Source organism: Pseudomonas sp. Leaf434, assembly GCF_001425545.1.
GTDB lineage: Bacteria > Pseudomonadota > Gammaproteobacteria > Pseudomonadales > Pseudomonadaceae > Aquipseudomonas > Aquipseudomonas siliginis.
Genome location: NZ_LMQZ01000009.1, coordinates 546,327 through 572,499 on the forward strand (window position 1 = coordinate 546,327; position 26,173 = coordinate 572,499).

Annotated in this window: 15 protein-coding genes; 6 read left to right on the forward strand and 9 right to left on the reverse strand. The window is 62.0% G+C overall.

Going from position 1 to position 26,173, the window contains the following annotated elements; all coding sequences use genetic code 11:
• Positions 1 to 229: 229 nt before the first annotated feature.
• The 4 genes from gspE (at position 230) to ASG55_RS19895 (ending at position 17,049) form a co-directional block, all read left to right on the forward strand.
• On the forward strand, positions 230 to 1,636 hold the full coding sequence (gene gspE, locus ASG55_RS19880; protein WP_056789546.1) for a type II secretion system ATPase GspE: 1,407 nt from the start codon (positions 230 to 232) through the stop codon (positions 1,634 to 1,636).
• The gene (gspF, locus tag ASG55_RS19885; RefSeq protein WP_041480124.1) at positions 1,636 to 2,847 is read left to right on the forward strand and encodes a type II secretion system inner membrane protein GspF; all 1,212 of its coding nucleotides are present in this window, start codon (positions 1,636 to 1,638) and stop codon (positions 2,845 to 2,847) included. Before gspE ends, gspF begins: the two co-directional genes overlap by 1 nt.
• 438 nt (positions 2,848 to 3,285) lie before the next feature.
• Positions 3,286 to 4,389 (forward strand): substrate-binding domain-containing protein, encoded by a 1,104-nt coding sequence (locus tag ASG55_RS19890; protein ID WP_056789549.1) that lies wholly within the window; start codon positions 3,286 to 3,288, stop codon positions 4,387 to 4,389.
• A gap of 174 nt (positions 4,390 to 4,563) precedes the next feature.
• Positions 4,564 to 17,049 carry a filamentous haemagglutinin family protein gene (locus ASG55_RS19895; protein ID WP_056789553.1) on the forward strand — a complete coding sequence of 4,162 codons (12,486 nt, stop codon included), beginning with the start codon at positions 4,564 to 4,566 and terminating at the stop codon, positions 17,047 to 17,049.
• A gap of 56 nt (positions 17,050 to 17,105) precedes the next feature.
• Here ASG55_RS19895 and ASG55_RS19900 read toward each other — a convergent pair whose 3' ends face one another.
• From ASG55_RS19900 to ASG55_RS19940, 9 genes are all read right to left on the reverse strand, one after another.
• Positions 17,106 to 17,384 (reverse strand): type II toxin-antitoxin system RelE/ParE family toxin, encoded by a 279-nt coding sequence (locus tag ASG55_RS19900; protein WP_330219661.1) that lies wholly within the window; start codon positions 17,382 to 17,384, stop codon positions 17,106 to 17,108.
• Positions 17,365 to 17,559, reverse strand: coding sequence for a type II toxin-antitoxin system RelB family antitoxin (gene relB, locus ASG55_RS19905; protein WP_056789559.1), 195 nt, complete (start codon positions 17,557 to 17,559; stop codon positions 17,365 to 17,367). The genes ASG55_RS19900 and relB overlap by 20 nt, the downstream gene beginning before the upstream one ends.
• A gap of 230 nt (positions 17,560 to 17,789) precedes the next feature.
• Complete coding sequence (locus ASG55_RS19910; protein ID WP_056789562.1) at positions 17,790 to 18,008, reverse strand: hypothetical protein; 219 nt, start codon at positions 18,006 to 18,008, stop codon at positions 17,790 to 17,792.
• Between the two features lie 108 nt (positions 18,009 to 18,116).
• A complete protein-coding gene (locus tag ASG55_RS19915) occupies positions 18,117 to 19,796 on the reverse strand; it encodes an MFS transporter (protein ID WP_056789565.1) in 1,680 nt (559 codons plus the stop codon).
• Between the two features lie 178 nt (positions 19,797 to 19,974).
• On the reverse strand, positions 19,975 to 20,742 hold the full coding sequence (phnE, locus tag ASG55_RS19920) for a phosphonate ABC transporter, permease protein PhnE (protein ID WP_056789567.1): 768 nt from the start codon (positions 20,740 to 20,742) through the stop codon (positions 19,975 to 19,977).
• Complete coding sequence (locus tag ASG55_RS19925) at positions 20,739 to 21,566, reverse strand: PhnE/PtxC family ABC transporter permease (RefSeq protein WP_056789570.1); 828 nt, start codon at positions 21,564 to 21,566, stop codon at positions 20,739 to 20,741. The genes phnE and ASG55_RS19925 overlap by 4 nt, the downstream gene beginning before the upstream one ends.
• Positions 21,560 to 22,357, reverse strand: a complete 798-nt coding sequence (locus tag ASG55_RS19930) for a phosphonate ABC transporter ATP-binding protein (RefSeq protein ID WP_056789573.1) — start codon at positions 22,355 to 22,357, stop codon at positions 21,560 to 21,562. Before ASG55_RS19930 ends, ASG55_RS19925 begins: the two co-directional genes overlap by 7 nt.
• Positions 22,354 to 23,217 carry a putative selenate ABC transporter substrate-binding protein gene (locus tag ASG55_RS19935; protein WP_056789576.1) on the reverse strand — a complete coding sequence of 288 codons (864 nt, stop codon included), beginning with the start codon at positions 23,215 to 23,217 and terminating at the stop codon, positions 22,354 to 22,356. The genes ASG55_RS19930 and ASG55_RS19935 overlap by 4 nt, the downstream gene beginning before the upstream one ends.
• Before the next feature lie 157 nt (positions 23,218 to 23,374).
• The gene (locus ASG55_RS19940) at positions 23,375 to 23,773 is read right to left on the reverse strand and encodes a RidA family protein (protein ID WP_041480136.1); all 399 of its coding nucleotides are present in this window, start codon (positions 23,771 to 23,773) and stop codon (positions 23,375 to 23,377) included.
• 113 nt (positions 23,774 to 23,886) lie between these two features.
• Between ASG55_RS19940 and ASG55_RS19945 the strand changes: the two genes are divergently transcribed.
• Positions 23,887 to 24,780, forward strand: coding sequence for a LysR family transcriptional regulator (locus ASG55_RS19945; RefSeq protein WP_056789579.1), 894 nt, complete (start codon positions 23,887 to 23,889; stop codon positions 24,778 to 24,780).
• Between the two features lie 118 nt (positions 24,781 to 24,898).
• Positions 24,899 to 26,059, forward strand: coding sequence for a radical SAM protein (locus ASG55_RS19950; protein ID WP_056789581.1), 1,161 nt, complete (start codon positions 24,899 to 24,901; stop codon positions 26,057 to 26,059).
• Positions 26,060 to 26,173 lie beyond the last annotated feature (114 nt).

Here is a 26,173-nt window from a genome sequence, read left to right on the forward strand (position 1 = left end):
CGGTGGCGAGGGGATTTATCCCCGCTCGGCTGCGCAGCAGTCGTAAACCGGGCACACGCGATTTGCCTGGAGAAACTGGTTCTCAGGTTTTGGGTCTGCTTCGCAGCCCAACGGGGATAAATCCCCTCGCCACTGAGGATCGCATTGCCACAGGGGATCTCATTGCCACTGAGGATCTCATTGCCACAAGGGATCGCATTGCCACGGTGGATTCTGGGGAGGGTGGGCGATGAGTGTGTTGCCGTATGCCTGGGCCAAGGCGCAGCGGATTCTTTTGCGCGATGGCGTGTTGACGGTGTGCCCATCGACGCCCGGCTGGTCGATCAGCGAAGTGCGTCGGCAGTTCGGTGCGACGCAGGTTGAGCGGGTGCGTGATGACGAGCTCGACGGGCTGCTCGCCAGTGCTTACGCCGATACCGGCAGTGCGGCGGCGGTGGTCGGCGCGGCGGAAAACGAAGTCGACCTCGATCGGCTGATGCAGGACATGCCGGAAATCACCGACCTGCTCGACACCCAGGACGGCGCGCCGGTGATTCGCATGATCAACGCCTTGCTCACCCAGGCCGCGCGCGATGAAGCCAGCGACATTCATATCGAGCCGTTCGAAACCCATTCGGTGGTGCGCTACCGGGTCGACGGCACCCTGCGTGATGTGGTCTCGCCGCGCAAGGCGTTGCACGGTGCGCTGGTGTCGCGGATCAAGATCATGGCTCAGCTCGACATCGCCGAAAAACGCTTGCCGCAGGACGGTCGCATTGCCTTGCGCGTAGCGGGGCGGCCGATCGATATTCGTGTGTCGACGGTGCCCACCGGCCACGGCGAGCGCGTGGTGATGCGCCTGCTCGACAAACAGGCCGGGCGCTTGCATCTGGAAACCTTGGGCATGGATGCGCAGGTGTTGGCCAAACTCGACCATTTGATTCGCCAGCCCCACGGCATCGTGCTGGTCACCGGGCCGACCGGCAGCGGCAAAACCACCAGCCTCTACGCGGCGCTGGCGCGGCTGGATGCGAGCACCAGCAACATCCTCACCGTGGAAGATCCGGTGGAATACGATTTGCCGGGGATCAGCCAGATTCAGGTCAACGCCAAGATCGACATGACCTTTGCCCTCGCGCTGCGGGCGATTCTGCGGCAGGACCCGGACATCATCATGATCGGTGAGATCCGCGATCTCGAGACTGCGCAAATCGCCGTGCAGGCCTCTCTTACCGGGCATCTGGTGCTAGCGACGCTGCACACCAACGACGCAGTGTCGGCGGTCAATCGCCTGGTCGACATGGGTGTAGAGCCGTTCTTGCTCGCGTCATCGATGCTCGGCGTCCTTGCGCAACGCCTGGTGCGGCGCCTGTGCAATCAATGCAAACAGGAAGACCCGGCCACGCCCGGCACCTGGCGCCCGGTCGGTTGCGCTGCGTGCAATCACACCGGTTACAGCGGCCGCACCGGCATCCACGAATTGTTCTGCATCGACGACGACATCCGCACGCTGATTCACCAAGGGGCAGGGGAGCAGGCCTTGCGCGCGGCGGCGTCGAAAGCGGGGATGTTCAGCCTGCGTGAGGACGGTGAGCGCTGGATTCGCAGCGGTGCCACCGCGCCGGAAGAAATCCTTCGTGTGACACGGGACGCCTGATGAATCGCTATCGCTTTGAAGCGGCGGATGCCACGGGAAAAATCGAGTCCGGGCACCTTGAGGCGGATAGCCAGAGCGCGGCGTTCAGTGCCTTGCGCGGGCGTGGCCTGACGGCGCTGTCGGTGCACGAGGAAAGCAACGTCGCCCGACACGGCGGCGGCGGTTTGTTCAGCGCCAGACTCTCCGACAACGACCTCGCCTGGGCCACCCGGCAACTGGCGAGCCTGCTCGGCGCCAGTCTGCCATTGGAAGCAGCACTGAGCGCCACGGTCGAGCAGGCCGAGAAAAAGCACATCGCCCAGACCCTCAGCGCCGTGCGCGCCGATGTGCGCAGCGGCATGCGTCTGGCGGAATCGCTGGCGTCGCGGCCACGGGATTTTCCCGAGATTTACCGGGCGCTGATTGCCGCTGGTGAAGAGTCCGGCGATCTGGCGCAGGTGATGGAACGGCTGGCCGATTACATCGAGGAACGCAACAACCTGCGCGGCAAGATTCTCACCGCGTTCATCTATCCGGGCGTGGTCGGGCTGGTGTCGATCGGCATTGTGATTTTCCTGCTCAGCTATGTGGTGCCGCAGGTGGTCAGCGCGTTCTCTCAAGCGCGGCAGGATTTGCCGGGGTTGACGCTGGCGATGCTCACCGCCAGTGATTTCATTCGCGCGTGGGGCTGGTTGTGTGCGGCGCTGATGGCCGGGGCGTTCTGGAGCTGGCGTCTTTATTTGCGCAATCCGGCGGCGCGGTTGAGCTGGCATCACCGGGTGCTGAAATTGCCGCTGTTCGGGCGTTTCATTCTCGGCCTGAACACCGCGCGCTTCGCCTCCACGCTGGCAATTCTCGGCGGTGCCGGCGTGCCGTTATTGCGTGCACTGGAAGCAGCGCGGCAGACGTTGTCCAACGACCGCTTGAGCCTGAGCGTCAGCGAGGCCACGGCAAAGGTGCGCGAAGGCGTCAACCTCGCCGCCGCGCTGCGCGTGGAGAATGTCTTTCCGCCGGTGCTGATTCACCTGATCGCCAGCGGCGAGAAAACCGGCTCGCTGCCACCGATGCTCGAGCGCGCGGCACAGACCTTGTCGCGGGATATCGAACGGCGAGCGATGGGCATGACCGCGCTGCTGGAGCCGCTGATGATTGTGGTGATGGGCGGGGTGGTTCTGGTGATTGTGATGGCGGTGTTGTTGCCGATTATTGAGATCAACCAGTTGGTGCAGTAGCCGCTTTTGATGTTGGCCGGGCTGGCCTCTTCGCGAGCAGGCTCGCTCCCACAGAGGAACGCATTTCAACTGTGGGAGCGAGCCTGCTCGCGAAAGCGCCAGTCCCGACAACACAAAACTCAAATATTTTTCACCGGCCCTGAGCATATCCCGAGCCCCAATCCGCCCATCCTCGGGTTCTCCATTCTGTCATCTGCAACCACCCGCCAACGGCTCCAGCCCGATTCAGCCAAACCCCCGATCCAGACGCGCCGCAACCCACCGCAAACACCCGAGAAATCCGCACCAAAATCCCCGCGCAGCTCCCGAGGTTTTTTCCTTTATCTGTCACCGGAAGCTGCGAATTTCTCCCTGCGGCTCCACTGCGGTGGACCCTCCCGGTGTCATGCAAGCCTTCCGAAACCTGTGTTCCAAACCAAGTTGAAAAGGAGATTCTTCATGTTCAAGCGCACTCTGATCGCCGCCTCACTGACCGTCGCCGCTCTGGCTTCCGCCCAGGCCATGGCCGTAACCGGTGGTGGCGCCTCGCTGCCTGCCGCGCTGTACAAAGGTTCTGCCAACAGCATCCTGCCTGCCAACTTCAGCTACGCCGTGACCGGTAGCGGCATTGGCAAAAGCGCTTTCCTGACCAACAACGCCGCCCAGTTCAGCACCACCGGTACTGTGCACTTTGCCGCTAGCGACTCGATCCTCAGCGCTTCGGAACTCAGCACCTACACCACCAACTTCGGTGCTTCGTACGGCCCGCTGATCCAGCTGCCATCGGTGGCCACTTCGGTTGCCATTCCGTACAAAAAATCCGGTCAGACCGCGCTCAACCTGACCAGCGCTCAACTGTGCGATGCGCTGTCGGGCACCGCCACCACTTGGGGCGCTCTGCTGGGTAACGCCGACAGCACGCCGATCCGTGTGGTTTACCGCAGCGTGTCCAGTGGCACCACTGAAATTCTCAGTCGCCACCTGAACTCCGTTTGCCCAGGCAAATTCGCCGTCAACTCCACCTTCACCAACGCTCGTCTGCCGGCCGGTTCCGCGCTGCCATCGACTTGGGTCGGCGTAGCCAACACCGCTGATGTGGCCACTGCGGTGAACGCCGTGGACGGTTCGATCGGCTATGTGGGGCCGGACGGCGTGAACGCCACCAGCAACGCTGTGGTTGCCCGCGTCAATGGCGTCCAGCCAACCAACGCTAACGTGACGCTGGCGCTGAGCACTGCACCGGTGCCAAGCGCACCTGCCAACCCGGCTGGCTGGGCCCCGGTCGTGCCTAACCCGGCAAGCGGTTACCCGATTGTGGCTTACACCAACTTCATCTTCGGCCAGTGCTACAAAGATGCAGCCGTGGCCACCGCCGTGCGCAACTTCCTGACCACCCACTACAGCAACCCGGGCAACAACGTCGCCACCGTCGCCCACAGCTTCACGCCGGTTCCCAACAACTGGAAAACCGCTGTGACCGCCAACTTCATCACCAACACCTCGGGCAATAACCTGGACATCAACAACGCCAACGCCTGTAACGGCATTGGTCGTCCTTTGTAAGCCTTGTCTCAACTGCAATGAAACGGCAGCAGCCTTCGGGCTGCTGTTTTTTTTTGCCGATTTACTCCTCGAACATGAAGTTTGTGTGACATCCGTTCGGTCGTGAGGCTCGCCAACTGCCTATGTCGTAACAGCAGGGCTGATCCGACCTGCCACCCAAAAGGACCTGTAGTGATGCTTGCTCGCACCTCCCGTCACAGTAACCGTATCCGGCCGATCAAACGTGGCGCGGGCGATCCCGCACAGTGGCTGCTCAAGCCATTGGCGCAAGCTGTCGCCTTGTGTCTGGTGGCGGGCAGTGCCGAGGCGGCGACAGCGTTCAGTTCCACCTGGTTTGCCGCGAAGGGCGCAGCGCAGCAGGCTTCGGCGTCGCGTCCGGGTGGGAGCGGTCTGCCGGGGATGACCCCACCGCTGGCACAGCAGCAACGGGCCAGCCAGCAGTTGCAGCGCTCTTTGCAGACACTCAATAACACCGTTGCAGCGATTGCCGCTCAGCAGGCCGCACAAGCCGCTGGACGTGCCGCCGCATTGGGCAGTGTGCAAGTGGTTCCGGACGGATTGGGCGAGGGCGGCCTTAAGGTCGATAACAGCCTGAGCCAGGGCTGGATGAACGCCAAAGGCCCGCAACAAACCCAGGCCGACGGCAAGACCACGGTGAAGATCGAGCAGACCGCCGACAAGGCGATTCTCAATTGGGAAACGTTCAACGTCGGCCGCAATACCACAGTGGAATTTGCCCAGCAGGCCAACTGGGCGGTGCTCAATCGCGTCAACGATCCGAGCGCACGGGCCAGCCAGATTCAGGGGCAGATCAAAGCGGACGGCACGGTGATGCTGATCAACCGCAACGGCATCGTCTTCAGCGGTGGCAGCCAGGTCAATGTACGAAATCTGGTAGCGGCAGCCGCGAACATGACCGATGCACAATTTCGCGATCGGGGTCTGTATTTCGACAGCACCGGCAGTCAGCCAACCTTTACCGACGCTGCTGGCAAAGTCCTGGTGGAGCGTGGCGCAACCATACAAACGCATCAACCTGCGCTCTCCACCGACGCCGGCGGCTATACCTTGCTGCTCGGCCAGGACGTGCAGAACGACGGCTCGATCAGTACGGCCAAAGGTCAGACGGTGCTGGGTGCGGGGGACCGTTTCTATATCCGCAAGGGCTCGGGTACCGACGGTAATGGTTATTCAACCACTTTCGGCAGTGAGGTCATTCCCGGTTTCAAGGCTGACAGCTCGGGCAAAGTCAGCAACACCGGCCTGATCCAGGCATCCACCGGCGACATCACCCTGACCGGCCGCGATGTTGTGCAAAACGGTGTGCTGCTGGCGAGCACTTCGGTGGCGACGCGCGGCACCGTGCATCTGCTCAATCCGGCCAGCGATGCCCAAGGCCGTGTGACCCTCGGCGAAAATGGCGTCAGTGCGATTCTGCTCGACAGCAGTGATCTCACCGCCCTGGACAGCCAGCGCGAGGCGGCGCTGACCGGCGTCAACGCCAACAACCGGATCCGCAGCGATCAGTCACGTATCGACATCGGCAGCGGCGGCACCGTCGAATTCAAAAGCGGCTCGATCACCCTTGCCACCGGTGGGCAGGTGGCAGTTGCCGCCGGACAGCGCAGTCTATTGCGCGAGGGGGCGGTGATCGACGTGTCCGGCGCCCTCGGCGTCAAAGTGGCGATGGCAAACAACAACATCAAGATCAACGTCCAGGGCAACGAGCAGCGTGATGCGCCGGTCAATCGCGAGAACGGCGCGCTCAACAGTAACGACATCTGGGTCGATGTCCGTGAGCTGGTATTCGTGCCGGCGGGCACCAACGGTTACGCCACCGACCGCTGGTACACCGCCGGTGGGTTGTTGGAGGTCGGCGGATACCTCGGCACTCAGGGCCATGGCGTTGGTGAATGGATGGCGCAGGGCGGTGAGGTGCGGTTTTCCGGAAAGGACGTGATCAGCGAAAAAGGTTCGCTGATCAATGTGTCCGGCGGCACGCTTGATGTGCAGGGCGGCGAGATTCGCCAGAGCTGGCTGCGCGGTGCGGACGGGCGCTTATACGAAGTGTCGCGTGCGCCGGGCGATATTCTCTACAACGGTCTTTACAAAGGTTACGAAAGTCACAGCGAGCGCTGGGGCCAGACGGATTATTTCTATAGCCCGCTGATCGCGCCGACGCGTCGCCAAGAGGCGGGGTACACCGTTGGCCGGGATGCCGGCCAGTTGGTGATCGCCACGGGCAACGCCGTGCTGGAAGGCCAGCTGTTGGGTGAGGTGTTTCAGGGCGAACGGCAAATCCAGGCACCGCGGGCAGGTCTGGACGGCTATGCCCAGACCCAGACCGCCCGGGCGCGGCGAGGGCAGTTGGTGGTTGGCAGTTACGATGCTGCTTATGTCGCTGCCAGTGCCGGCCTGCTCTATCAACTCGACCCGTTGCTCGATCAGGTGCAAGTGGGGGGCGCGCATGCCAGCGTAGCGAGCGCAGGGCTGACCGACACGGTCGCGGCAGAACGCGCAGGCAAACTGTTCCTCGATGCCGGGCTGCTCAATGGTTTCGCGCTGGGCGCGCTGAAGATCTCGGCGAAAAACACGATTGAAGTCAATGAAGGCGTGACGGTGGATCACGGTGGCAACATCACCCTGTTCAGCCCTGACGTGCAGGTCAATGCCGATCTGATTGCGCAAGGCGGCAGCCTGCAATTGGGCAACGTTTTGAACCAGCTCGCCACCGATCGGCGTGATGACACCAGTCTCCAGGTTTCAGCAGGCAAGCAAGCGCGAGTGACGGTTGCGCAGGGTGTGCAGCTGCAGACACGCGGTCTGTGGAGCAACCTGTCGAGTAACCCGGACGACGCGGGCGGCCTGGCGTACCTCAATGGCGGGACGGTGTCGATCCGCAGTACCGGCGACATTCTGCTGGCCAGTGGCAGTCTGGTCGATGTTTCGTCGGGCGGTGCGGTATTGGCCAACGGCAAGACGCGTGGCGGCAAGGGTGGCGACGTGACGCTTGAATCCAGCGCCAACAGTGCGCCAGGCCTGTCGCGCATGGTGCTCGATGGCGAGGTGCAGGGCTATGGCGTGAACGGCGGCGGCACCTTGACCGTGCAGGCCAGCAAGGTGCGGATCGGCGCTTCCGGCGAAGTGGCCGAAGACCAGACCTTGCGCCTGACGCCGGAGCTGTTCCGCACGGGGTTCAGCGCCTACAACATCATCGGTCTGAAGGGGCTGGAGGTCGCCGCGCAAAGCGCGATCGATGTGCAGATGCCGGTCTATCGATTTGGCGAATCTGCCTCGACCATTGTGTCCGGTATGTCGCCGCGCGCTGCGCTGGAGCTATGGACGCCCGCGCTATTTCAGGAAGACCCGCTCAAGGGCGTCTTGACGCAAAGGGCCGGCGCTTCTGTCGCATTGCAGGCCGGCGCAACTCTTGCTGGCTTGATAGATCCCGCCAGCAGTCCGTTGTCGATTGGCGAAGGCTCACGGATCAGTGTCGATCCCGGCCAGCGCATCGGTTTGCGCGGGGCAGGCCAGATCACGCTTGATGGTGAACTCAACGCCTGGGGCGGTATTGTCGATATCCGTCAACAGCAGTTCGGCGCGATTGATGTGGCGACGTCCTTGCAAGAGGCCGATCCGACCCCGCACAACCGTTCGATCTGGATCGGTGAACATGCCTTGATCGATGTTGCCGGTCGGGCAGCGACCGCCGTCGATGCGCTGGGCCGCGTCTACGGCCAGGTCGGCAAGGGTGGCTCGATCATTGTCGGTGGCGAGATTGATGTGAAGAAAATCACGGCGACCGCTGCCGATGCTTACGTCATCATCCGCCAAGGTGCGCGACTGGAAGCGTCCGGTGCGCAAGCCGTGCTCGATAGCGGTGGGCAAGGCCCCGCTCGTGTGGCCACCGATGGCGGACGGATCACCCTGAGTTCCTACAATGGTCTGTTCATCGAGGGCAGTCTGCAGGCCAGTGCTGGCGGTGCAGGTGCGGCGGGCGGGCGTCTGGAGATCGCTCTGGATACACCGGCGTACGGTCCCGCGAACTTGAGCAATGCGGTGCGCGTGCCACGTGAAATGATCATTGGCCAAGGGCCCGCGCCGGCACTGCCGCAGCCGCTGCGAGCGGGTTTGGCTTCGCCACTTTTACGCTACGGGCGTGCACGCTTGAGTGCCGATCAACTGATGAGCGGTGGCTTCGGCAGCGTGAGTCTGCTGAGCAACGGTCTGATGACGTTCGACGGCGATGTCGACCTGCATATGGGGCAGGGCCTGAGCCTGTTCGCCGGTTCTCTTTCATTGGCCGAGTCGGCGAGTGACAGCGCCCGGGTCAACCTCAGCGCACCTTACCTGCGCCTGTCAGGGCTGGGCACCTATTTGAGCTCGGAAGTCAAAGTGCGTCCGCGGGTAATGAGCAATCCGACAGCGCAGTTGTCCGGCGCGCAATTCACCGCCAGCGCGGACCTGCTGGACGTGGGCAACTCGCTTTCGTTCGGCACCGAAGGGACTCTTGTGCAATCGGCCGCACCGGCGCTGGCGGTCAGCCGCCGTGGCTTTGGTCTGGTCACGCTCGACAGCCAGGGCGACCTGCGCTTCCTCGCGCCAACCGATGAACAGCAGCGCAGCCGTCTGTGGACTGCGGGTGACATGCACATGCGGGCTGCGCAGATCTACCCGGCCAGTGGCGTCTCGGCTGAGGTGCGAGTGGGCTATCAAAGTATGGCCGGATCGGTGCCGGAGCATACGTTGCGTATCGGCAATCACGGGGCGGCGCCGACCGCTTTGCCTTACTCGGTGTTCGGCAGCCTGACACTCAGTGCGGGACAGATCGAGCAGGGCGGCGTCATTCGTGCGCCTTTGGGGCTGATATCCCTGGGTGATGACGTCATTGTCAAAACCCGTGAACTTCACCTTCTGCCGGGCAGCGTGACTTCAGTCAGCGCCGCCGGACTGGTCATGCCCTATGGAGGAACCACCGACGGTATCGACTATCGGTACAACGGTAAGTCGGTGATGTTGAATGGCATTGCCGGAGCGACCTCCGGGGTCATCCTTGATGCGCAATACACCAATGTGCAGGCCGGGGCGGTGATCGACCTTTCGGGCGGCGGCGATTTGCGCGGTGCCGGTTTTGTCTCCGGACGAGGTGGCTCCACCGATGCGCGTTTCAATCCGCTGGTACGCAATGCCACCGATGGCACCTTCAGTTTGCCGGGGCTGGCCAATAACCCCGTGTATGCAATCGTGGCCGGTGACCAGAGCCGCTATGCGCCGATGCTGGCCGAGGCCGGCGCGGTCGATCCGCGTATCGGCCAGCAGATCACCCTCGGGACCGGCGTTGCCGGACTGGGACCCGGCACCTACACCTTGTTGCCATCGACCTTTGCCTTGTTACCGGGCGCCTTGCGGGTCGAAATCAATGGTCAAGCGATTGCGGGGCCGATGGACAGTGCGTTGAAGTTGCGCAATGGCTCGTGGACCACGGCCGGACAGCTGTCGATTGCCAACACCGGTATCCGCGACAGTTTGCCCAGCCAGGTCATCGTGACGTCTGCCGATGTGCTGCGGCGCTATTCACAGTACAACGAAACCGGGTTCAGCCAATTTGTGCTCAATGATGCTGCCCGCCGCGGTCTGCCGCGCGCCCGCACACCGCTGGACGGCAACACGCTGCACCTGCGCATGGTCAGTGGCGGCGAGCACGACTCAGCCCTGGATTTCAACGGGCAGGTGCTGTTCAAACCTGCCAGCGGCGGGGTCATTGGTACGGCGGTCGTTCAGGGCGGTTATACCGGCGCAGAGTTTGAAATTCTCGGTGCCGGGCATACGCGAACGCCAGGGTTCGACGGTGTATCGCTGTACGCCGACACCCTCAACCGCTTGAATGCCGGACGTTTGACTATCGGTGGCACCCCAACCGTGTATTACGGTTCGGAGGGCGGCTCGATCAAGGTGATCGGCAATACCTCGGCGATTCGTCTGCGCGAAGGCGCGATCCTCTCGGCGCCAGAGGTTGTGTTGAGCAGTAACAGCGCCAATGGCGGCATCACCATCGATGCGGGAGCGGGCGTCAATACCTTGGGGCGAGGTAACGTCCCGTATGATGCCGCAGCCGGTTTCGTCTACGAACCGGGGCGCTCCAGCCTGCTGGTGGTATCCAACGGCTGGACGCCGGTGCTTGCGCCCTCCGATGGCGGGGGCGGGAGCATTCGTATCGGCAACTGTCCGACGGCCGATTGCACCGCTGCGGCGTTGCTGTACTCCAACGGCAGCATCATCGCCGCCACTGACAAAGACTTCGAACTGGGCGAAAGCGTGCGCTTTGGCACTCGCCAACTCGGGCTTTCGGTCGGTGTGGTCAATGCCGGCAGTCCGCAAGCACTGGCCGCAGCCAGCGGCCGCACACCCGCGGGCCTGACGCTTAACCAGAACGTGCTGGATCGCCTGTTGCAGGGCGACACGCAATCTGGCGCCCCCGCGCTGGAAACCCTGAGTCTGGTGGCCCGCGATGCGTTCAACTTTTTCGGCAGCGTGACCCTCGACACCATTGATCCGCAGACCGGCCAGAGCCGTTTGCAGAATCTGGTGTTGGGTAGCCCGGCTATCTACGGCTCGGGCGCTGCCACCGATGTCGCGACGATCCGCACCCGCAATCTGATCTGGAACGGGGCGACTCAGGCCCCGGGTACGGTGGTCAACGACGGCGCCGGCAACGGGCACGGCACGCTGGATATTCAGGCGCAGCGGATCGAATTGGGTTATGGCCCGAACCCGCAACCCAATGGCCTGGATCGCAATAACCGACTGGCCCTGGGATTTGCCAACGTCAACTTCAACGCCAGCGAGCGCATCACCGCCAACCACAAGGGCAGTCTGGCGGTGTACGAATCCCAAGGAGCTTATGACGCGGTCAAGGGGTTCAGCTACAGCGGCGGCAATCTCAATCTGCGCACGCCATTGCTGACCGCCGAGGCCGCCTCGGTCAGTGAACTCAAGGCGGGCAACAACCTGACTCTGAGTGGTAGCGCCACAACGGCTGCCGCGGATGCCCTCGGTGCGCAACTGAGCCTGACGGCACGCAGTGTTGTGCTCGACAGTCGCATCGTCCTCGCCAGCGGCAAGCTGCTGGTCAATGCCGAGGATGATCTGCTGCTTGGCAGCGGCGCGCAGGTGGACATGGCGGGCCGGGTTCTGCCGTTCAATGATGTACAGAAATACAGCTGGGGCGGCGACGTGTCGTTGCAGAGCAACAACGGCAATATTCGTCAGTTGGCGGGCTCGCGAATCGATCTGTCCGCCGTCAACAATCAGGCCGGGCAATTGAACGTTGTGGCCCTGGCCACTGACGCTGGACAGGTTGATCTGCAAGGGCAGATTGTCGGCAGCAGCAGTGGCTATTACGACGCGGGCGGTACGTGGGTGCCGTACAAGGCCGCTGGCGTGGACATTCGCGCCCAGCGCCTGGCGGGTGATTTGAGCGAGGCCTTTGCCAGCCTTAACCTGCGCTTGAATGCCGGCGGGGTAGTGGGCAGTCGAAGCTTCCAGTTCAAGCAGGGCAATCTGCGTATCGGTAACGAACTCAAAGCGGGCCAAGTCAATGTCTCGGTGGACAATGGCAACCTGACCGTGGACGGGGTGATCGATGCCAGTGGTGAACGGGTCGGCAGCATTCGCCTTGCCGGCAAAAACGGTTTGAACCTGACAGGCAACGCGCTGCTCGATGCCCATGGCCGCGTACTGCGCGTCGACAGCTACGGCAAAATCATCGACGCACCGAACCGCGCCATGGTTGAACTCAATTCAGGTGACGGCGTGCTGACGCTGGCCGCTGGTGTACGGATTGATCTGCGTCACGGCACCGATGCCGTGCCTGGAAACCAGGCGGGACAACGCGATGACGTGTTGCGTGGGACGCTGGAGCTGAATGCACCGCGTCTGGGCGGCGGTGACATTGCGGTGGATGCCAGCGGTACGTTGAGTATCCAAGGTGCCCGCTCCATCGGGCTGAATGCCGTGCGAAGTTACAGTGATGCTGCCGATGGCACCGATCCGGCGGCCAGCGGTCGCCCGTATCAAGTGATCGATCAAGCCTACCTGGATCGCATTCACTCAGACAGCAGCGGCTTTATCGATGCGGCGCTGGGTAACAGTGATCTGCTACAACGCAAACTGGCCGGCCTCAACAATGCGACCTATGCCGATGCGTTTCATCTGCGCCCGGGGGTGGAAATCGTCAGCAAAACCGCTGACGGCGATCTGGTGGTGCAGGGCGATCTCGACTTGTCCGGCTACCGTTACGCCAGCCTCAACCCGCACACTCGCCGGACCTCGGTGTATGGCAGCGGGGAAGCGGGCAGCCTGTTGATCCGTGCCGGTGGCAACCTCGATATCTACGGCAGCATCAACGACGGTTTCGCACCGCCGCCGGAAACCGTGGACGACGCCGGCTGGAAACTGTTGCCGGGGATACAGCCTTTCGGCGGTGACCTGATCGTACCGGGCAGTGGTGTCAGCCTGGCCGAAGGGACGCTCTTTCCGGTTGGCGCCACCTTGAATTACGACCTGCCGATTCAAGCCGCCACACTGGCTGCGGGCACGGTGTTGCCGGTTCAGAGCACTTTGGCCGCACCTTACGTGTTACAGGGTGGAACGGTGCTGGCCGGCGATGTGCATGACGCGGCGGGTAACCTGATGTATGCCGCCGGTACGTTGCTCGACAACGCTGTGACCCTGCCGGCCGGCAGTCGTTTGGGTGCAGGTATTCGCTTGAACAACGCCACCGCACTGCAGGCCCTGCTCTGGCCCCAAGGCGTGCCGCTGCCGGGTGCGGTTGATGCCGACAATAAAACGGTGGGTGTTGTGTTGAACGGAACGTTGGCGCTGTTGCGGGGTTCGCTGATCCCCTCCATGACCAACGTGAAGCTCGCCGATGGCACGGTATTCCTCGACCTGCGTCCTGCCAATGGAAACCAGCAAGGTCGAAACTGGGCGATCGCCAGCATGCTGCCGGCGGGCAGTGCGTCGTGGTCGATGCGCATGGTGGCAGGGGCCGATCTGACCGCGGCCGACAGCCGTAGCGTGAAACCTCAGGCCAGCGTCGGCAACTTGCAGATGGCCGACACTCACTATGGTGTGAGCATGATCGAGGTGGCCGGCAAACTGGTCTGGGCGGTGGATAACGAGTATGGCTTTACACCGTACGAACCGGTTCCCGAGGAATACCTTGTGCTCTGTGATATCGCTCCCGGTTCTTGCGCGCCCATGGCGCGCAGTGTGTGGGCGCCTGGCAACTGGATGGGCATGCCGGATTACACACCGATGAACGATGACGAATTGTTCTGGTGCTCCATCGACCCGGCACTGTGCATTGAAAATAATCCGAGCAAGAGCGCCCAGGCCCACACGCAGATGTTCAGCGTTTTGCGTACTGGCACCGGCGACCTGGATTTGATGGCGGCCGGTAACCTGAGCATGGCCTCACCTTTCGGCGTCTACACCGCCGGCACCCAATCGGCAGACGTCGACGCGCGTTATAACCAGCCCCGCGGAAGGCTGTCGGCTGATGGCTCGGTATTGGGCAGCGCTGGCAGCGATTACGAAAAATGGGTCGATGGCGGAAGTGCCAGCCTCTATCAGGCCTGGTATCCGCAGATGGGCGGTAACCTGACGATCAATGCCGGCGGGTCTGTGTCGGGTGACGTGCTTGGCCGTCGCTCGGTCGCCACGGGCGACGGTACGCGGGAGCAGGTGCCGAGTGTGGCGGTGGGCAATTGGCTCTGGCGCCAAGGTACCGGCAACAACGATGTACCGACTGCCTGGTGGATCAATTTCGGCAGCTACGCTGCGCAGCCATTGCCAGCGCTGGGCGAGGAAACCAGACCTTATCTGGTGGGCTTTACCGGGTTCGGTACGCTGGGCGGCGGCAACATCAGTCTGAGCGCCGGCGGGGATGCTGGCATGCTCAAGACCATGGGCGACGACAGGTATGCGTCGTACCCTCGCAGTCAGGGGTTGATCGTGGCTGTCGGCAGTACGGGCCGCGTGGACAGTGACGGGAACCTGCAACTGACCGGTGGCGGAGACCTGGATATTCGTCTGGGCGGTGTCCTTAATCCGTCTCTGCAGGCACGTGCCGGCCTGGCGGGTACCGGCACGCCGACGCACGACTTGCAGGGCGCGCTCATCAACCTGCGCGGTGCGGCGCAACTGACGGGCGCCGCGTTGGGCGGTATCAATCTGCAGTACGGCGCCTCGGCGCTGTTTCATGACCCACGGGAAACGCGCGCCTTCGACCCGTTCAACTCGACGGCCAGTAATGCCAGTGGTGGGCTGGTGCTGATTCCCGGTGACTCCGGCATGCGCCTCAACACCCGCGGCGATCTGGTGTTGGGTGGCGCCGCCGATCCGGGCCGCGTGAGGTTGCAGAACTCCACACCGTTTACCACGGCGGATGGCATTTACCATGCCGGTGGCGGTTTGAGTGGTTTCTCGCTGTGGACCGATCACACGGCCATCGATTTGTTCTCGGCCGGCGGCAACCTGACGCCCAGCACCCAGTTGATGGAAACCACCGGGCAGGACCCCGTCGCCGGGCTTAACGGGTCACCGACCGATGACCGCTTCGTCTTTCCTTCGATATTGCGTGCCGTGGCCGGCCAGGGCTCGATTTATGCGGGACCATCAGCGGCCTACGGCATAGGCAACCCGGCGCCGGCTCTGGCCTGGTCATTGCTGTTGGCACCTTCCAGCGCGGGGCAGCTTGAACTGATCGCTGGGGATTCGATCTATGCCGGCGGCTACGCCATCAACCAGTCAGGGGCCAGCCCGGCGGCGCTCGCCACACCGTTTGCACCCGCGTTCAATGGCTACGGCAACAACCAGTCCGCTCGGCCGATCACGACCAACGCCGGCAGCGATGGTGTGCTGGCGCAAACCAATTCGCGCTATCCACTGTTTGCCTTTGGTCCCGATAGCTACTCGGGGTCTAGCAGTGTTCAGGGGCCGGCGCGCTTCTATGCACTGACCGGTGACCTGGTAGGAATTCGCACGGGCGAAACGCTGGCGTTCGCGACCACGAAGCGCACCTGGTATGAATCGGCAGGCCCGGTGTGGATGGTGGCGGGGCGTGACATCGTGGCGTCCGGTACCAATTTGGGGCAACCCACGTTTGCGCCCGTTGGGGGCATGGGTCGCAATAACGAACAGATCGCGTCTACCGGCAATCTGTTCGTGCATAACGATGCGCGCGACATTTCGCGGGTTTCGGCCGGGCGAGACATTCTCTACAGCAGCTTCGACATTGCCGGCCCGGGTGTTCTGGACGTCAATGCCGGGCGCAATATCCTGATGGAAGATCGCGCCAGCATCACCAGCCTCGGCCCTGCCGTGGCAGATGATCAGCGCCCCGGTGCGAGCATCGTGATGCAAGCGGGTGCGGGCGCGCAGGGGCCGGATTACTCACGGTTCATTGCGCGCTATCTGAACCCGCAAAACGTAGCGGATTCAGCGGTGGCCCTCAGCTCGCAGCCGGGCAAAGTGGTCAAGACCTACGTCGAAGAACTGCGGAGCTGGCTGAGCCTGGGTTATGGCTTCAAGGGTAGCGACGAACAGGCGCAAGCCTTCTTCGCCGCACTGCCGAGTACCGAACAGGCGATCTTCGCCCGCCAGGTGTACTTCGCCGAATTGCGCGCCGGCGGCCTGGAATACACCGATGCCAGTGGTCCGCGCACTGGCAGTTACCTGCGCGGTCGCAACGCCATTGCGGCGCTGTTCCCGACCACTGATGTCGCCGGCAATCCGATCCGTTACGACGGCGATATCACGATGTACGGCGGCGCCGGGGTCAAGACGCTGTTTGGCGGCGATATCCAGATGCTCACGCCGGGCGGTGGTCAGGTGTTCGGCATCGAAGGCGCGGCGCCGCCGTCGACGGCAGGGATCATCACCCAAGGCTCGGGCGACATTCAGCTGTACTCCCAAGGCAGCATTCTGCTCGGCCAGAGCCGGATCATGACCACGTTCGGCGGCTCGATTCTCGGTTGGTCCGCCGAGGGCGATATCAACGCCGGTCGCGGTTCGAAAACCACCGTGGTCTACACCCCGCCAAAACGTGTCTACGACATCTGGGGCAACGTCACGCTGTCGCCGTCGGTGCCGAGTACCGGCGCCGGTATCGCCACACTCAACCCGATCGCCGAAGTGGCACCGGGCAACATCGACCTGATCGCGCCACTGGGCACCATCGATGCCGGCGAGGCGGGGATTCGCGTGTCGGGCAACGTCAACATCGCCGCGCTGACGGTGGTCAACGCCGCGAACATTTCGGTGCAGGGCAAGGCAACCGGCGTGCCGGTGGTGTCGGCGGTGAACACCGGCGCGATCACCTCGGCCAGTTCGGCGGCATCCTCCGCTACGCAAGCGGCGGAAGACGTCGCCCGGCAGCAACAGGCAGCGGCGCGGCAGAACCAAGCCTCGGTATTCACTGTGCAGGTGCTCAGCTTCGGCAACGAGCAACTGGCACCAACGCGCGATGGTGCCAGTCGCGCGCCAGCGACGGGTTATAACCCGGACAGCCCGGTGCAGGTGCTGGGCGCCGGGGCATTGGATGAACAGGCTAAGCAGCAGCTGACCGAGGAGGAGCGTGGGCAGCTGACGTTGTAAAAGGCTCTCGTGCAGTACGTTTGGGCGGCCGGTTGGCCGCCTTTTTTTATGAATGGTTATGGATATTTTTTACGGGCGTGCAACACGGTCAGAATTTTGATGTGGTCTGTCACCTGATAGACCAGTAAATAATTCGAGTTGATGACCATTTCGCGAGTGCCCGGTATTCGGCCGGAGCGGAAACCATGCGGTATCCAGGAAAGCCTTCGCGCTGCGGCGCTGAGCTTTTGGTGCAGTGCAACTGAAGCGACAGTGTTGCGTTGTTCTACGTATTCGATGATGTCAGCCAGGTCTCCAAGAGCCGGTTTACTCCAGCTAACCGGCAGCGCGTCGATTCTTGCGTCTCTCTTCCAGCATCTGACCTAGCAGCACCATTGCCTCATCGTGGGGGATAGGCGGACGTGGATCATCAAGTGCGGCTTGTACCTTGGCGCGATACCAAAGATCGTAATCCGCAGCCTCTTCTTCGGTTTCGAAGTCTGAAACGATAAGTGAAAGTTCAGCGCTCATCATGACCTCCATGATCAATGTGAAGCAGTCTAAGGGGATGTGGGCTCGTTGTCGTCACTGGCGGGACGAGGGAGACATCATCCGCAAACAGACGATGCAAATCTGTCAGACGCTTCGCTTGTGATGCACGTGAAGTCGATCAGCTGTGTAGTTCAATTCTGTAGGAAATCAGCTTTTGGTCATCGGGCTGACAGCCGCCGCTCAAAGCTGCGGCCACAGCCACGCTGCACTCAGTTACCGTCTGCAACCTTACGCTCGATCTCATCGACTTTGCGCTGTAGCTCTTCAGCTTCCTGCTCTTTGACCCGAGTGGAAGACGGCGTGATGATTTTGTCCACGCCTTCGGTTTTGCCGTCGCGGTCCTGCAGATCGCGCTCGACCACGTTCACCGGTTTGCCGCTGGCATCGGTGGGTGGGGCGTTGGGAGTTTTGTCGTCGTTGGGGTTCATGGCGCTGGCCTCCTGTGGGTGTACACATTGGAGACAGCGCGGCGGCAGACGTTCGAAATTTTTCAGCGGTGAGGCCCTCTCCCGCAGGAGAGGGCACTGCGGCTTTTTTCAGTCCTTGAGAATGTCGCGATCCTTGGTTTCCGGCAGGAAGAACGTGCCGAGTATTGCCGTCGCCACTGCAATGACGATCGGGTACCAGAGCCCGTAGTAGATGTCACCGGTGGCGGCGACCATGGCGAACGCCACGGTCGGCAGGAAGCCGCCGAACCAGCCGTTGCCGATGTGGTAGGGCAGCGACATCGAGGTGTAGCGGATGCGCGTCGGGAACAGCTCGACCAGCCACGCGGCTATCGGGCCGTAGACCATGGTCACGTAGATCACCAGCACGGTGAGCAGGAGTAGCATCATCGGGTAATTGATTTTCGCCGGGTCGGCTTTTTCCGGATAACCGGCGTCTTTCAACGCTGCGCCGAGGCTGGCGGTGAAGGCGTCGTTGCGGGCCTTGAAGTCGGCGGCGGTGAGGGCGCTGCCTTCGAAGCTCTCGACAACGCGGTCACCGATGCGCACCTGCGCGACGGTGTTCGGTTCGGCGGCGACGTTCTCGTACGGGATCGCGCGTTTCGCCAGCAACGTTTTCGCCAGGTCACAGGAACTGGTGAATTTGGCCTTGCCCACTGGATCGAACTGGAACGAACACTGATCAGGATTGGCGATCACTTTGACCGGATTTTTTTCCTGAGCGACGAACACGTCCGGGTTGCCGTACTGGGTCAGCGCAGTAAAGATCGGAAAGTAGGTCAAAGCAGCCAGAATGCACCCGGCCATGATGATCGGTTTGCGCCCGATGCGATCGGACAGGCTGCCGAAAATCACGAAGAACGGTGTGCCGATCAGCAGCGATCCGGCGATCAGCAGATTGGCGGTCTGCGCGTCGATCTTCAATGTTTGCAACAGGAAGAACAGCGCATAGAACTGCCCGGTGTACCAGACCACTGCTTGCCCGGCGGTGCCTCCGAGCAGCGACATGATCACCACTTTGAGGTTGTCCCAGCGTGCAAAGGATTCAGTCAGCGGCGCTTTCGAGGCCTTGCCTTCGTCCTTCATTTTCTGGAATACCGGCGACTCGCTCAGTTGCAGGCGGATGTACACCGACACGGCCAGCAGAATGATCGACAGCAGAAACGGAATCCGCCAGCCCCAAGCCTCGAACGCCTCGTTACCCAGCGCCGTGCGACAGGCGAGAATCACCAGCAGCGACATGAACAGCCCGAGGGTGGCGGTGGTTTGAATCCACGAAGTGAAAAAGCCACGGCGGTTGCGTGGCGCGTGCTCGGCGACGTAGGTCGCCGCGCCGCCGTATTCACCACCCAGCGCCAGGCCTTGCAGCAGACGCAGGGTGATCAGAATCACCGGGGCAGCGACGCCGATGGTGGCGTAGCCGGGCAGCAAACCGACGATTGCTGTGGACACGCCCATGATCACGATGGTGATCAGAAACGTGTGCTTACGCCCGATCATGTCACCCAGGCGCCCGAAGACGATGGCGCCGAACGGCCGCACCGCAAACCCGGCGGCGAAGGCCAGCAGGGCAAAGATGAATGCGGTGGTTTCGTTGACGCCGGCGAAGAAGTGTTTGGCGATGATCGCCGCCAGCGAGCCGTAGAGGTAAAAGTCGTACCACTCGAAAACCGTGCCCAGCGAGGAAGCGAAGATGACCTTGCGCTCCTCCTTCGTGATACCGCCGCTGCGGGGCGGTGTGCCGGTGGATGCTGTGTCGATTGTGGCCATGGGTGTTCTCCGTCGTGCTTATTGTTGTAGGCCGGAGTCCCCCGTTACTGCCTGTCGCACTCTGGCCCGTTGGCATCTGCCGCCGTTGCTCTAGCGTGAAGCTTGCACAGTCTGACCGCCTCGCAGGGCTGCAAGGTTTCCTGAAGCATAATCAGCTTTTGCCAGATATCCACTCGGCCTACGCTTTGACCCAACGCTGCCGGCTCCAGGCGCTCAACCAATCGACCAGAAACACCAGCAACAGCATCGCCAGAATCACCGTACTGGCCTGGGCTTCCTGGAACAGACTCAAGCTGACATACAGCATCTGGCCCAGGCCGCCAGCACCGACAAAGCCCAGCACGCTGGCCATGCGGATGTTGTTTTCCCAGCGATACAGGCAGTAGGCGAGCAGTTGCGGGGCAAGGTTAGGCAGGGTGCCGTAGCAGAACGCGAGGATCGGATTGCCGCCCTGCAGACGGATCGCCTCGGCCGGTTGTGGCGGAGTGTTTTCCAATGCTTCGGCAAATAGCCGACCGAGCACCCCAGTGGTGTGCAGGGCAAGGGCGAGGGTGCCGGCGTTCGGTCCGAGACCGGCGGCAAGCACCATCAGCGCGGCCCAAACCAGCTCTGGAATCGCCCGCAAGCCGTTGAGCAGCAGGCGCGCCGCACTTTGCAGCGGCCAGCCGAAACGCCCGGCAGCGGGCAGCGCGAGGACGATGCCGATCAGTGCCGCAAGCAGGGTGCCCAACGCGGACATGGCCAGGGTTTCCAGCGAACCGTGGGCAATGGCTTTCAGGTAACCGGCGCTCAAGTCGGGACTTAGAAAACGCTGCACATAACTGCCCATCTGCTTGAGGCTGTTGGCGCTGCCGAGTTCGGCGAGATCCAGTTCCAGATAGGCAAAAGAGGCGACCACCGCGACCGCAATGGCGGCGAGCAGCAGCAGGTTGATCAGGCGCCTCATGTCAGCCTCCAGCGCAGCAAGCGGCTGAGTTGATCAGCGCACAGCACCAGGAGCAGGAACGTCAGCAACATGCTGGCGACTTCACCGCCGGCAAACATGCGGATCGACAAGTCGATCTGTTGCCCCAGCCCACCGGCACCGACAAAGCCCATCACCACTGAGGCACGGATCGCGCACTCCCAGCGATACACCGTGTACGAGAGCAGTTCGGCGGCGACATTCGGCAGCGTGCCGTAGGCAAACGCCGCCAGTCGACCGCTGCCGGCCTGCAACAATGCGTGCGCCGGGCGTTGGTCGGTGGATTCGAAAATTTCTGCGTAGACCTTGCCGAGCATGCCGCTGTAGGTGATGGCGATGGCCAACACGCCAGCCGCCGGGCCGAGGCCGACCGCGCGCACGAACAACAGCGCCCAGACGATCTCCGGCACGCTGCGCAAAAAGATCAGCAAGCCGCGTACCGGCCAGCGCAGCAAGCGCCCGGCCAGGCTCGGCACGCCGCCCCGCGAAGCGGCAGAAAGCGACAGCGCGCGACTGGCGATCAGGCTTGCCGGCACCGCCAGCAGCAACGCCAAGGCCATGCCGGCCGTGGCAATCGCCAGGGTTTGCAGGGTGGCTTTGAGCAGCAGTTGCATAAACGCCTGATCGTGCGCGGGTGGCCAGAACGCCGAAACGAAACGCCCCATTTCGTTCTGGCTATCGGCCTGAAACAACACGCCCAGGTCCAGCTCACTGAGCTGAATGCCCGGCCACAGCAGGGCCAGCGCCAGCAGCGTCAGCAACAGTCGCGGCCACGCCGCCGGGTCCCGTGAATCGGCCTTCAGCATCGCGGAATCTGCACAATCAAAGGCGCGACCGCCGGCGCAGGCGATTGCAGTTGTTCATTGGCGTACAGCGCATCGAGCTTGTCGCGGCTGACCTGATCGGATGGGCAATCAAAAAGAATCTGCCCGTCGCGCAGGCCGATGATCCGTGGAAAGTGCGCCAGCGCCAGGTCCACCGCGTGCAGGCTCGCCACCAGCGTGACGTTGTGCTCACGGGCGTGACGCGAAAGGATCGACAGCGTATGGCCGGCAAGCACCGGGTCCATGGCCGAGACAGGTTCGTCGGCAAGCAATATTTCCGGCGCCTGATACAGCACTCGCGCAATGCCGACGCGCTGCAATTGCCCGCCGGACAACTGCTGGCAATGGGCGAACAGTTTGTCGCCCAGATCCAGCCGCGCCAACGCCGCGCGAGCGCCCGCCACATCCAGTGGATGCAGCAGGTTCAGCAGACTTTTGCCCAGACTCCACTGACCGAGCTTGCCGGCCAGCACCGCCGTAATGACCCGCTGACGCGGCGGAATCGGCGGCGCCTGATGCACCAGGCCGATGCGCGCACGCAGGCGCTGCCGCTGGTGCGCCGACAAGTGCCAGGCGCGTTCGCCAAGCACTTCGATGTCGCCACTGCTGGGCTTGAGCGCGGTGGCCAGCAGATTGAGCAGGCTCGACTTGCCAGCGCCGGACGGGCCGATGATTGCGACCTGTTCGCCAGCGCCAATCTGCACGTCGATGTTACGAAGGGCATCGACGCCATTGGCATGGCGCAGGCTGCCCTGGGTGAGGCGTAGGGTCATTTCAGCAGTTCGGCGGCGCGGGCGGCTTCCTCGATGCCCTTGTAGTTCTCGGGCTTGGTCTCGATGAAGCGACTGGCGGCCTGCAGATCGAGGATCTTCTTCTGCTCAGGATTGGCTGGGTCGAGGTCAAGGAAGGCTTGCTTGATCTTCGCGGCCAGCTTCGGATCAAGGGTGCCGCGCACGGTCCAGTTGTAATCGAAGTAGGTAGGGGTGGTGGCGAAGACTTTGACTTTGCTGGTGTCGACCTTGCCGGCGTCGACCAGTTTCTGCCAGACGCTGGCATTCAACACCCCGGCATCGACCTTGCCGGCCTGCACCCAGGCAACGGTGGCGTCATGCGCGCCGGAGTAGGCGACGCGGCTGAAATAGCCTTCAGGCTTGATGCCGTCGTTCTTCAGCATGAAGTAACGCGGCATCAGGCTGCCCGAGGTGGACGACACCGAACCGAAGGCGAAGGTCTTGCCCTTCAGGTCGGCGAGGCTTTTCACGTTCGGGTCGGCGGTGATGAATTTGCTGGTGAACTGCGCATCCTGTTCGCGCTGCACCAGCGGGATCACTGGTGTAGTGGCGTCGGTCTTCAAACGAGCCTGCACAAAAGTGAAACCGCCGAGCCAGGCCATGTCGAGGCGATCGGTGGCCAGCGCTTCAACCACCGCCGGGTAGTCGGCGACAGGCACAAACTGCACCTTCATGCCCAACTGCTGCTCAAGGTAGGCACCCAGCGGTTCGAACTTGCGCAGCAGCTCGGTCGGGGCTTCGTCGGGAATCGCGCTGACGCGCAGGACATCAGCGGCTTGCGTCATCAGGGCAGAAAAGGACAGCGCCAGACCGGCGGTGAGGGCGAGGGTACGCTTGAACATAGAATTCTCCGTTTCGTAAGCGTCAACATTCGAAGGGCAGCCGCTACCGGGCGGCGCGCCACGTCAGGGTAGACGAAACGGCGAGGTTATACGCATTCGCGAGGAGATTGGCCAGCCTCCGTGCCGGCGCGGTGTGTCTGTTTGTGTACGGTTGTGGTCAAGCCGCCTCGGGCAGTTTGGCAATCACCTTGATCTCGAAATCGAAACCCGCCAGCCAGGTCACGCCGACAGCGGTGATGGTCGGAAACGGCGCTTCGCCCCAAAACTCCGGCACCACAGTCCAGATCGTTTCGAACGTCGAGTGCGGATCGACCATGAACACGGTGACATCCACCGCATCATCGAAGCTGCAACCGGCCGCAGCGAGGATCGCGTTGAGGTTGTGGAAGGCGGTGCGCACCTGATCGCGCAGATCGGCCTCGGGCGAGCCATCCTCACGGCTGCCGACTTGTCCGGAGACAAACAGGAAACCGTTGGAGCGAATCGCCGGCGAGTAACGGTGACGTTCATACAGGGCGTGGCGGGCAGGTGGAAAAACTACATCGCGCTTGGACATGGGGCTGACTCCATCAGTGGTTGATGGGGTGACTTTAGGTGTTTGCAGCTGCTGGATAAACGCGCAAGCTTGGCGTTCACTGTTTGCAAATTCCAAACAATCGAGGGGCGCGGATGGACCGGTTCGATGCGATGCAGGCCTTTGCCCGGGTGGTCGAGGCGGGCAGTTTCACCAAAGCTGCCGAAACCCTGCACATGAGCAAGACCACGGTGACGCAACTGGTGCAGCAGCTGGAGGCGCGGCTGCGGGTCAAGCTGCTCAATCGCACTACGCGCAAGGTCAACGTCACCGCCGATGGTGCGGCGTATTACGAGCGGGTGATCAAGTTGCTGGCCGACATGGACGACGCCGAAACCAGCCTGCCCGGTGCCGCCGCACGGCCACGGGGGCGCTTGCGCATCGACGTGCCGAGCCCGTTCGCGCGGCACATTCTGGTGCCGGCGTTGCCGGAGTTTCATGCGCGCTACCCGGACATCCAGATCGACATGGGCGTCAGCGACCGCATCGTCGACATCATCGATGAGAACGTCGATTGCGTGGTGCGCGGCGGCGAATTGCTCGATCAATCGCTGATGGCGCGCAAGCTCGCCGATCTACCATTGGGGGTATTTGCCGCGCCGGCTTATCTGGCTCGCGAAGGTACGCCCGACCATCCACGCGAACTGGAAGACTCCCATCATCGGGTGGTCGCGTTTCTTTGGGCTCGCACTGGTAAACCTCTTCCGTACACGTTGCACAACGGCACCGAGCGCTTGCAGATCAAGGGCCGGCATGTGCTTGCGGTAGATGACGGCAATGCCTATCTAGCGGCGGGACTGGCGGGCATGGGGGTGTTGTGGTTGCCGACGTATATGGCCGATGCGCATGTCGCGCGCGGCGAGCTCGTGCCGTTGTTTGAGGGCTGGCGACTGGAAAGCATGCCGCTTTACGTCGCGTATCCGCCGAACCGGCATGTCAGCTTGAAATTGCGGGTATTTATCGACTGGATTGTGGCGTTAATGGCGTAGGGCTCTGGTGCGCTTATTGCTTTACGTGAAGGCAGGTCGTCAGAAAAACAACCAACCCGGCGACCCGAACGTGCTCGTGATGAGAGGCGCACGTTCGACCCAAGGAGCTATGCGCGTAATGAATATGTACATCGATATCGTCGGCGCCTGCAATCTGAGCTGCCCGTCATGCCCGATGGGTAATTCGGAAAATGCCAATTTCAAGAAAGCCATGCAGCTCGATATGTTCACGCAGATTGTCGATAAGGCACGTCGTGAAGGGGTCAAGGCGATCTTCTTGTACAACTGGACCGAGCCGTTGATTCACCCGCGCATTGGTGAGTTCGTCGAAATCATCAACGCAGCTGGCTTGCAAAGCGGCATCAGCTCCAACCTTAACCTGGCCAAGAACATTGAAAGCGCGATGCTCGCCAATCCCTGGTTCTTCCGTGTCTCCCTGTCCGGGTTCCACCAGGATACCTACCGCCAAGGGCATGTCGGCGGCGACATCGAAGTGGTCAAGCAGAACATGATCAAGCTGCATGACCTCAAGCAGCGTCACGGCCTGAATACGCTTATCGAGGTCTATTACCATCGCTATCTGGATAACCTCGAAGAAGAGGGGCTGATGCGCCAGTTCAGCGAGCGCCTGGGTTTCAATTTCTCCACCGGCTACTCGGTGATGATGCCGCTGGAAAAAACCTTCGCTATCGTCGAAGACGATGCCTCGGTCACCGACACGGACCGGGAAACCCTCAAGCGCCTGGCGTTGCCACCGTATGCAGACCTGGTCAATCTGGTCAAGCAATACCCCAAACAGGCGTGCACCCTGAAAGATGATTGGCTGGTACTCGATTGCAATGGCAATACCGTGCTGTGCTGCACGATTTTCAATCAGGCGGAATACAGCGTCGGCAAGTATCTGGACATGCCGGTACAGGAATTGATGAGTCGCAAATCCACGCAAAAGAACTGCGTGGACTTGTGCAACCGCTGCGCGAAGAACGGTCTGCACATCTACTCCGCATCGCCCAACAAGGGGCCGCTGGAAAGTCATGCGGTCAATCGCATCATCGACTTTCAACGACGCACGATTCTCGAACAGCCGATCGATAGCGAACGTCTGGGCCGTACAGGTGAAGTCAGCGCCGAGCACTTCGATGAGGAGCAATATTTGCGCCTCAATGCCGACGTAAAGACTGCAATCGCCACAGGCGCCTTCTCCAGTGGCTATCAACACTACGTCCTGTTTGGGCGCCTCGAAGGTCGGCTCGGGGCGGGGTTGAATACGATCGTTTGAGATACCCGGGGCGACGGCCATGGGTTGTTTGAAGGTGTGGCCTGATGACGTGATTGACTCTTTACCGGTTCCGGCCAACTATCGGCGCACAACAATGTGACCGATGGATTGAAA

Bases quoted from the DNA above. Each gene is read 5' to 3' on its own strand.
- ASG55_RS19910 (WP_056789562.1), bottom strand. From the start codon at position 18,008: ATGAACCCCAACGACGACAAAACTCCCAACGCCCCACCCACCGATGCC.
- phnE (WP_056789567.1), bottom strand. From the start codon at position 20,742: ATGAGGCGCCTGATCAACCTGCTGCTGCTCGCCGCCATTGCGGTCGCG.
- ASG55_RS19895 (WP_056789553.1), top strand. From the start codon at position 4,564: ATGCTTGCTCGCACCTCCCGTCACAGTAACCGTATCCGGCCGATCAAA.
- relB (WP_056789559.1), bottom strand. From the start codon at position 17,559: ATGAGCGCTGAACTTTCACTTATCGTTTCAGACTTCGAAACCGAAGAA.
- ASG55_RS19925 (WP_056789570.1), bottom strand. From the start codon at position 21,566: ATGCTGAAGGCCGATTCACGGGACCCGGCGGCGTGGCCGCGACTGTTG.
- gspE (WP_056789546.1), top strand. From the start codon at position 230: ATGAGTGTGTTGCCGTATGCCTGGGCCAAGGCGCAGCGGATTCTTTTG.
- ASG55_RS19890 (WP_056789549.1), top strand. From the start codon at position 3,286: ATGTTCAAGCGCACTCTGATCGCCGCCTCACTGACCGTCGCCGCTCTG.
- ASG55_RS19950 (WP_056789581.1), top strand. From the start codon at position 24,899: ATGAATATGTACATCGATATCGTCGGCGCCTGCAATCTGAGCTGCCCG.
- ASG55_RS19930 (WP_056789573.1), bottom strand. From the start codon at position 22,357: ATGACCCTACGCCTCACCCAGGGCAGCCTGCGCCATGCCAATGGCGTC.
- ASG55_RS19915 (WP_056789565.1), bottom strand. From the start codon at position 19,796: ATGGCCACAATCGACACAGCATCCACCGGCACACCGCCCCGCAGCGGC.
- ASG55_RS19940 (WP_041480136.1), bottom strand. From the start codon at position 23,773: ATGTCCAAGCGCGATGTAGTTTTTCCACCTGCCCGCCACGCCCTGTAT.
- ASG55_RS19935 (WP_056789576.1), bottom strand. From the start codon at position 23,217: ATGTTCAAGCGTACCCTCGCCCTCACCGCCGGTCTGGCGCTGTCCTTT.
- gspF (WP_041480124.1), top strand. From the start codon at position 1,636: ATGAATCGCTATCGCTTTGAAGCGGCGGATGCCACGGGAAAAATCGAG.
- ASG55_RS19945 (WP_056789579.1), top strand. From the start codon at position 23,887: ATGGACCGGTTCGATGCGATGCAGGCCTTTGCCCGGGTGGTCGAGGCG.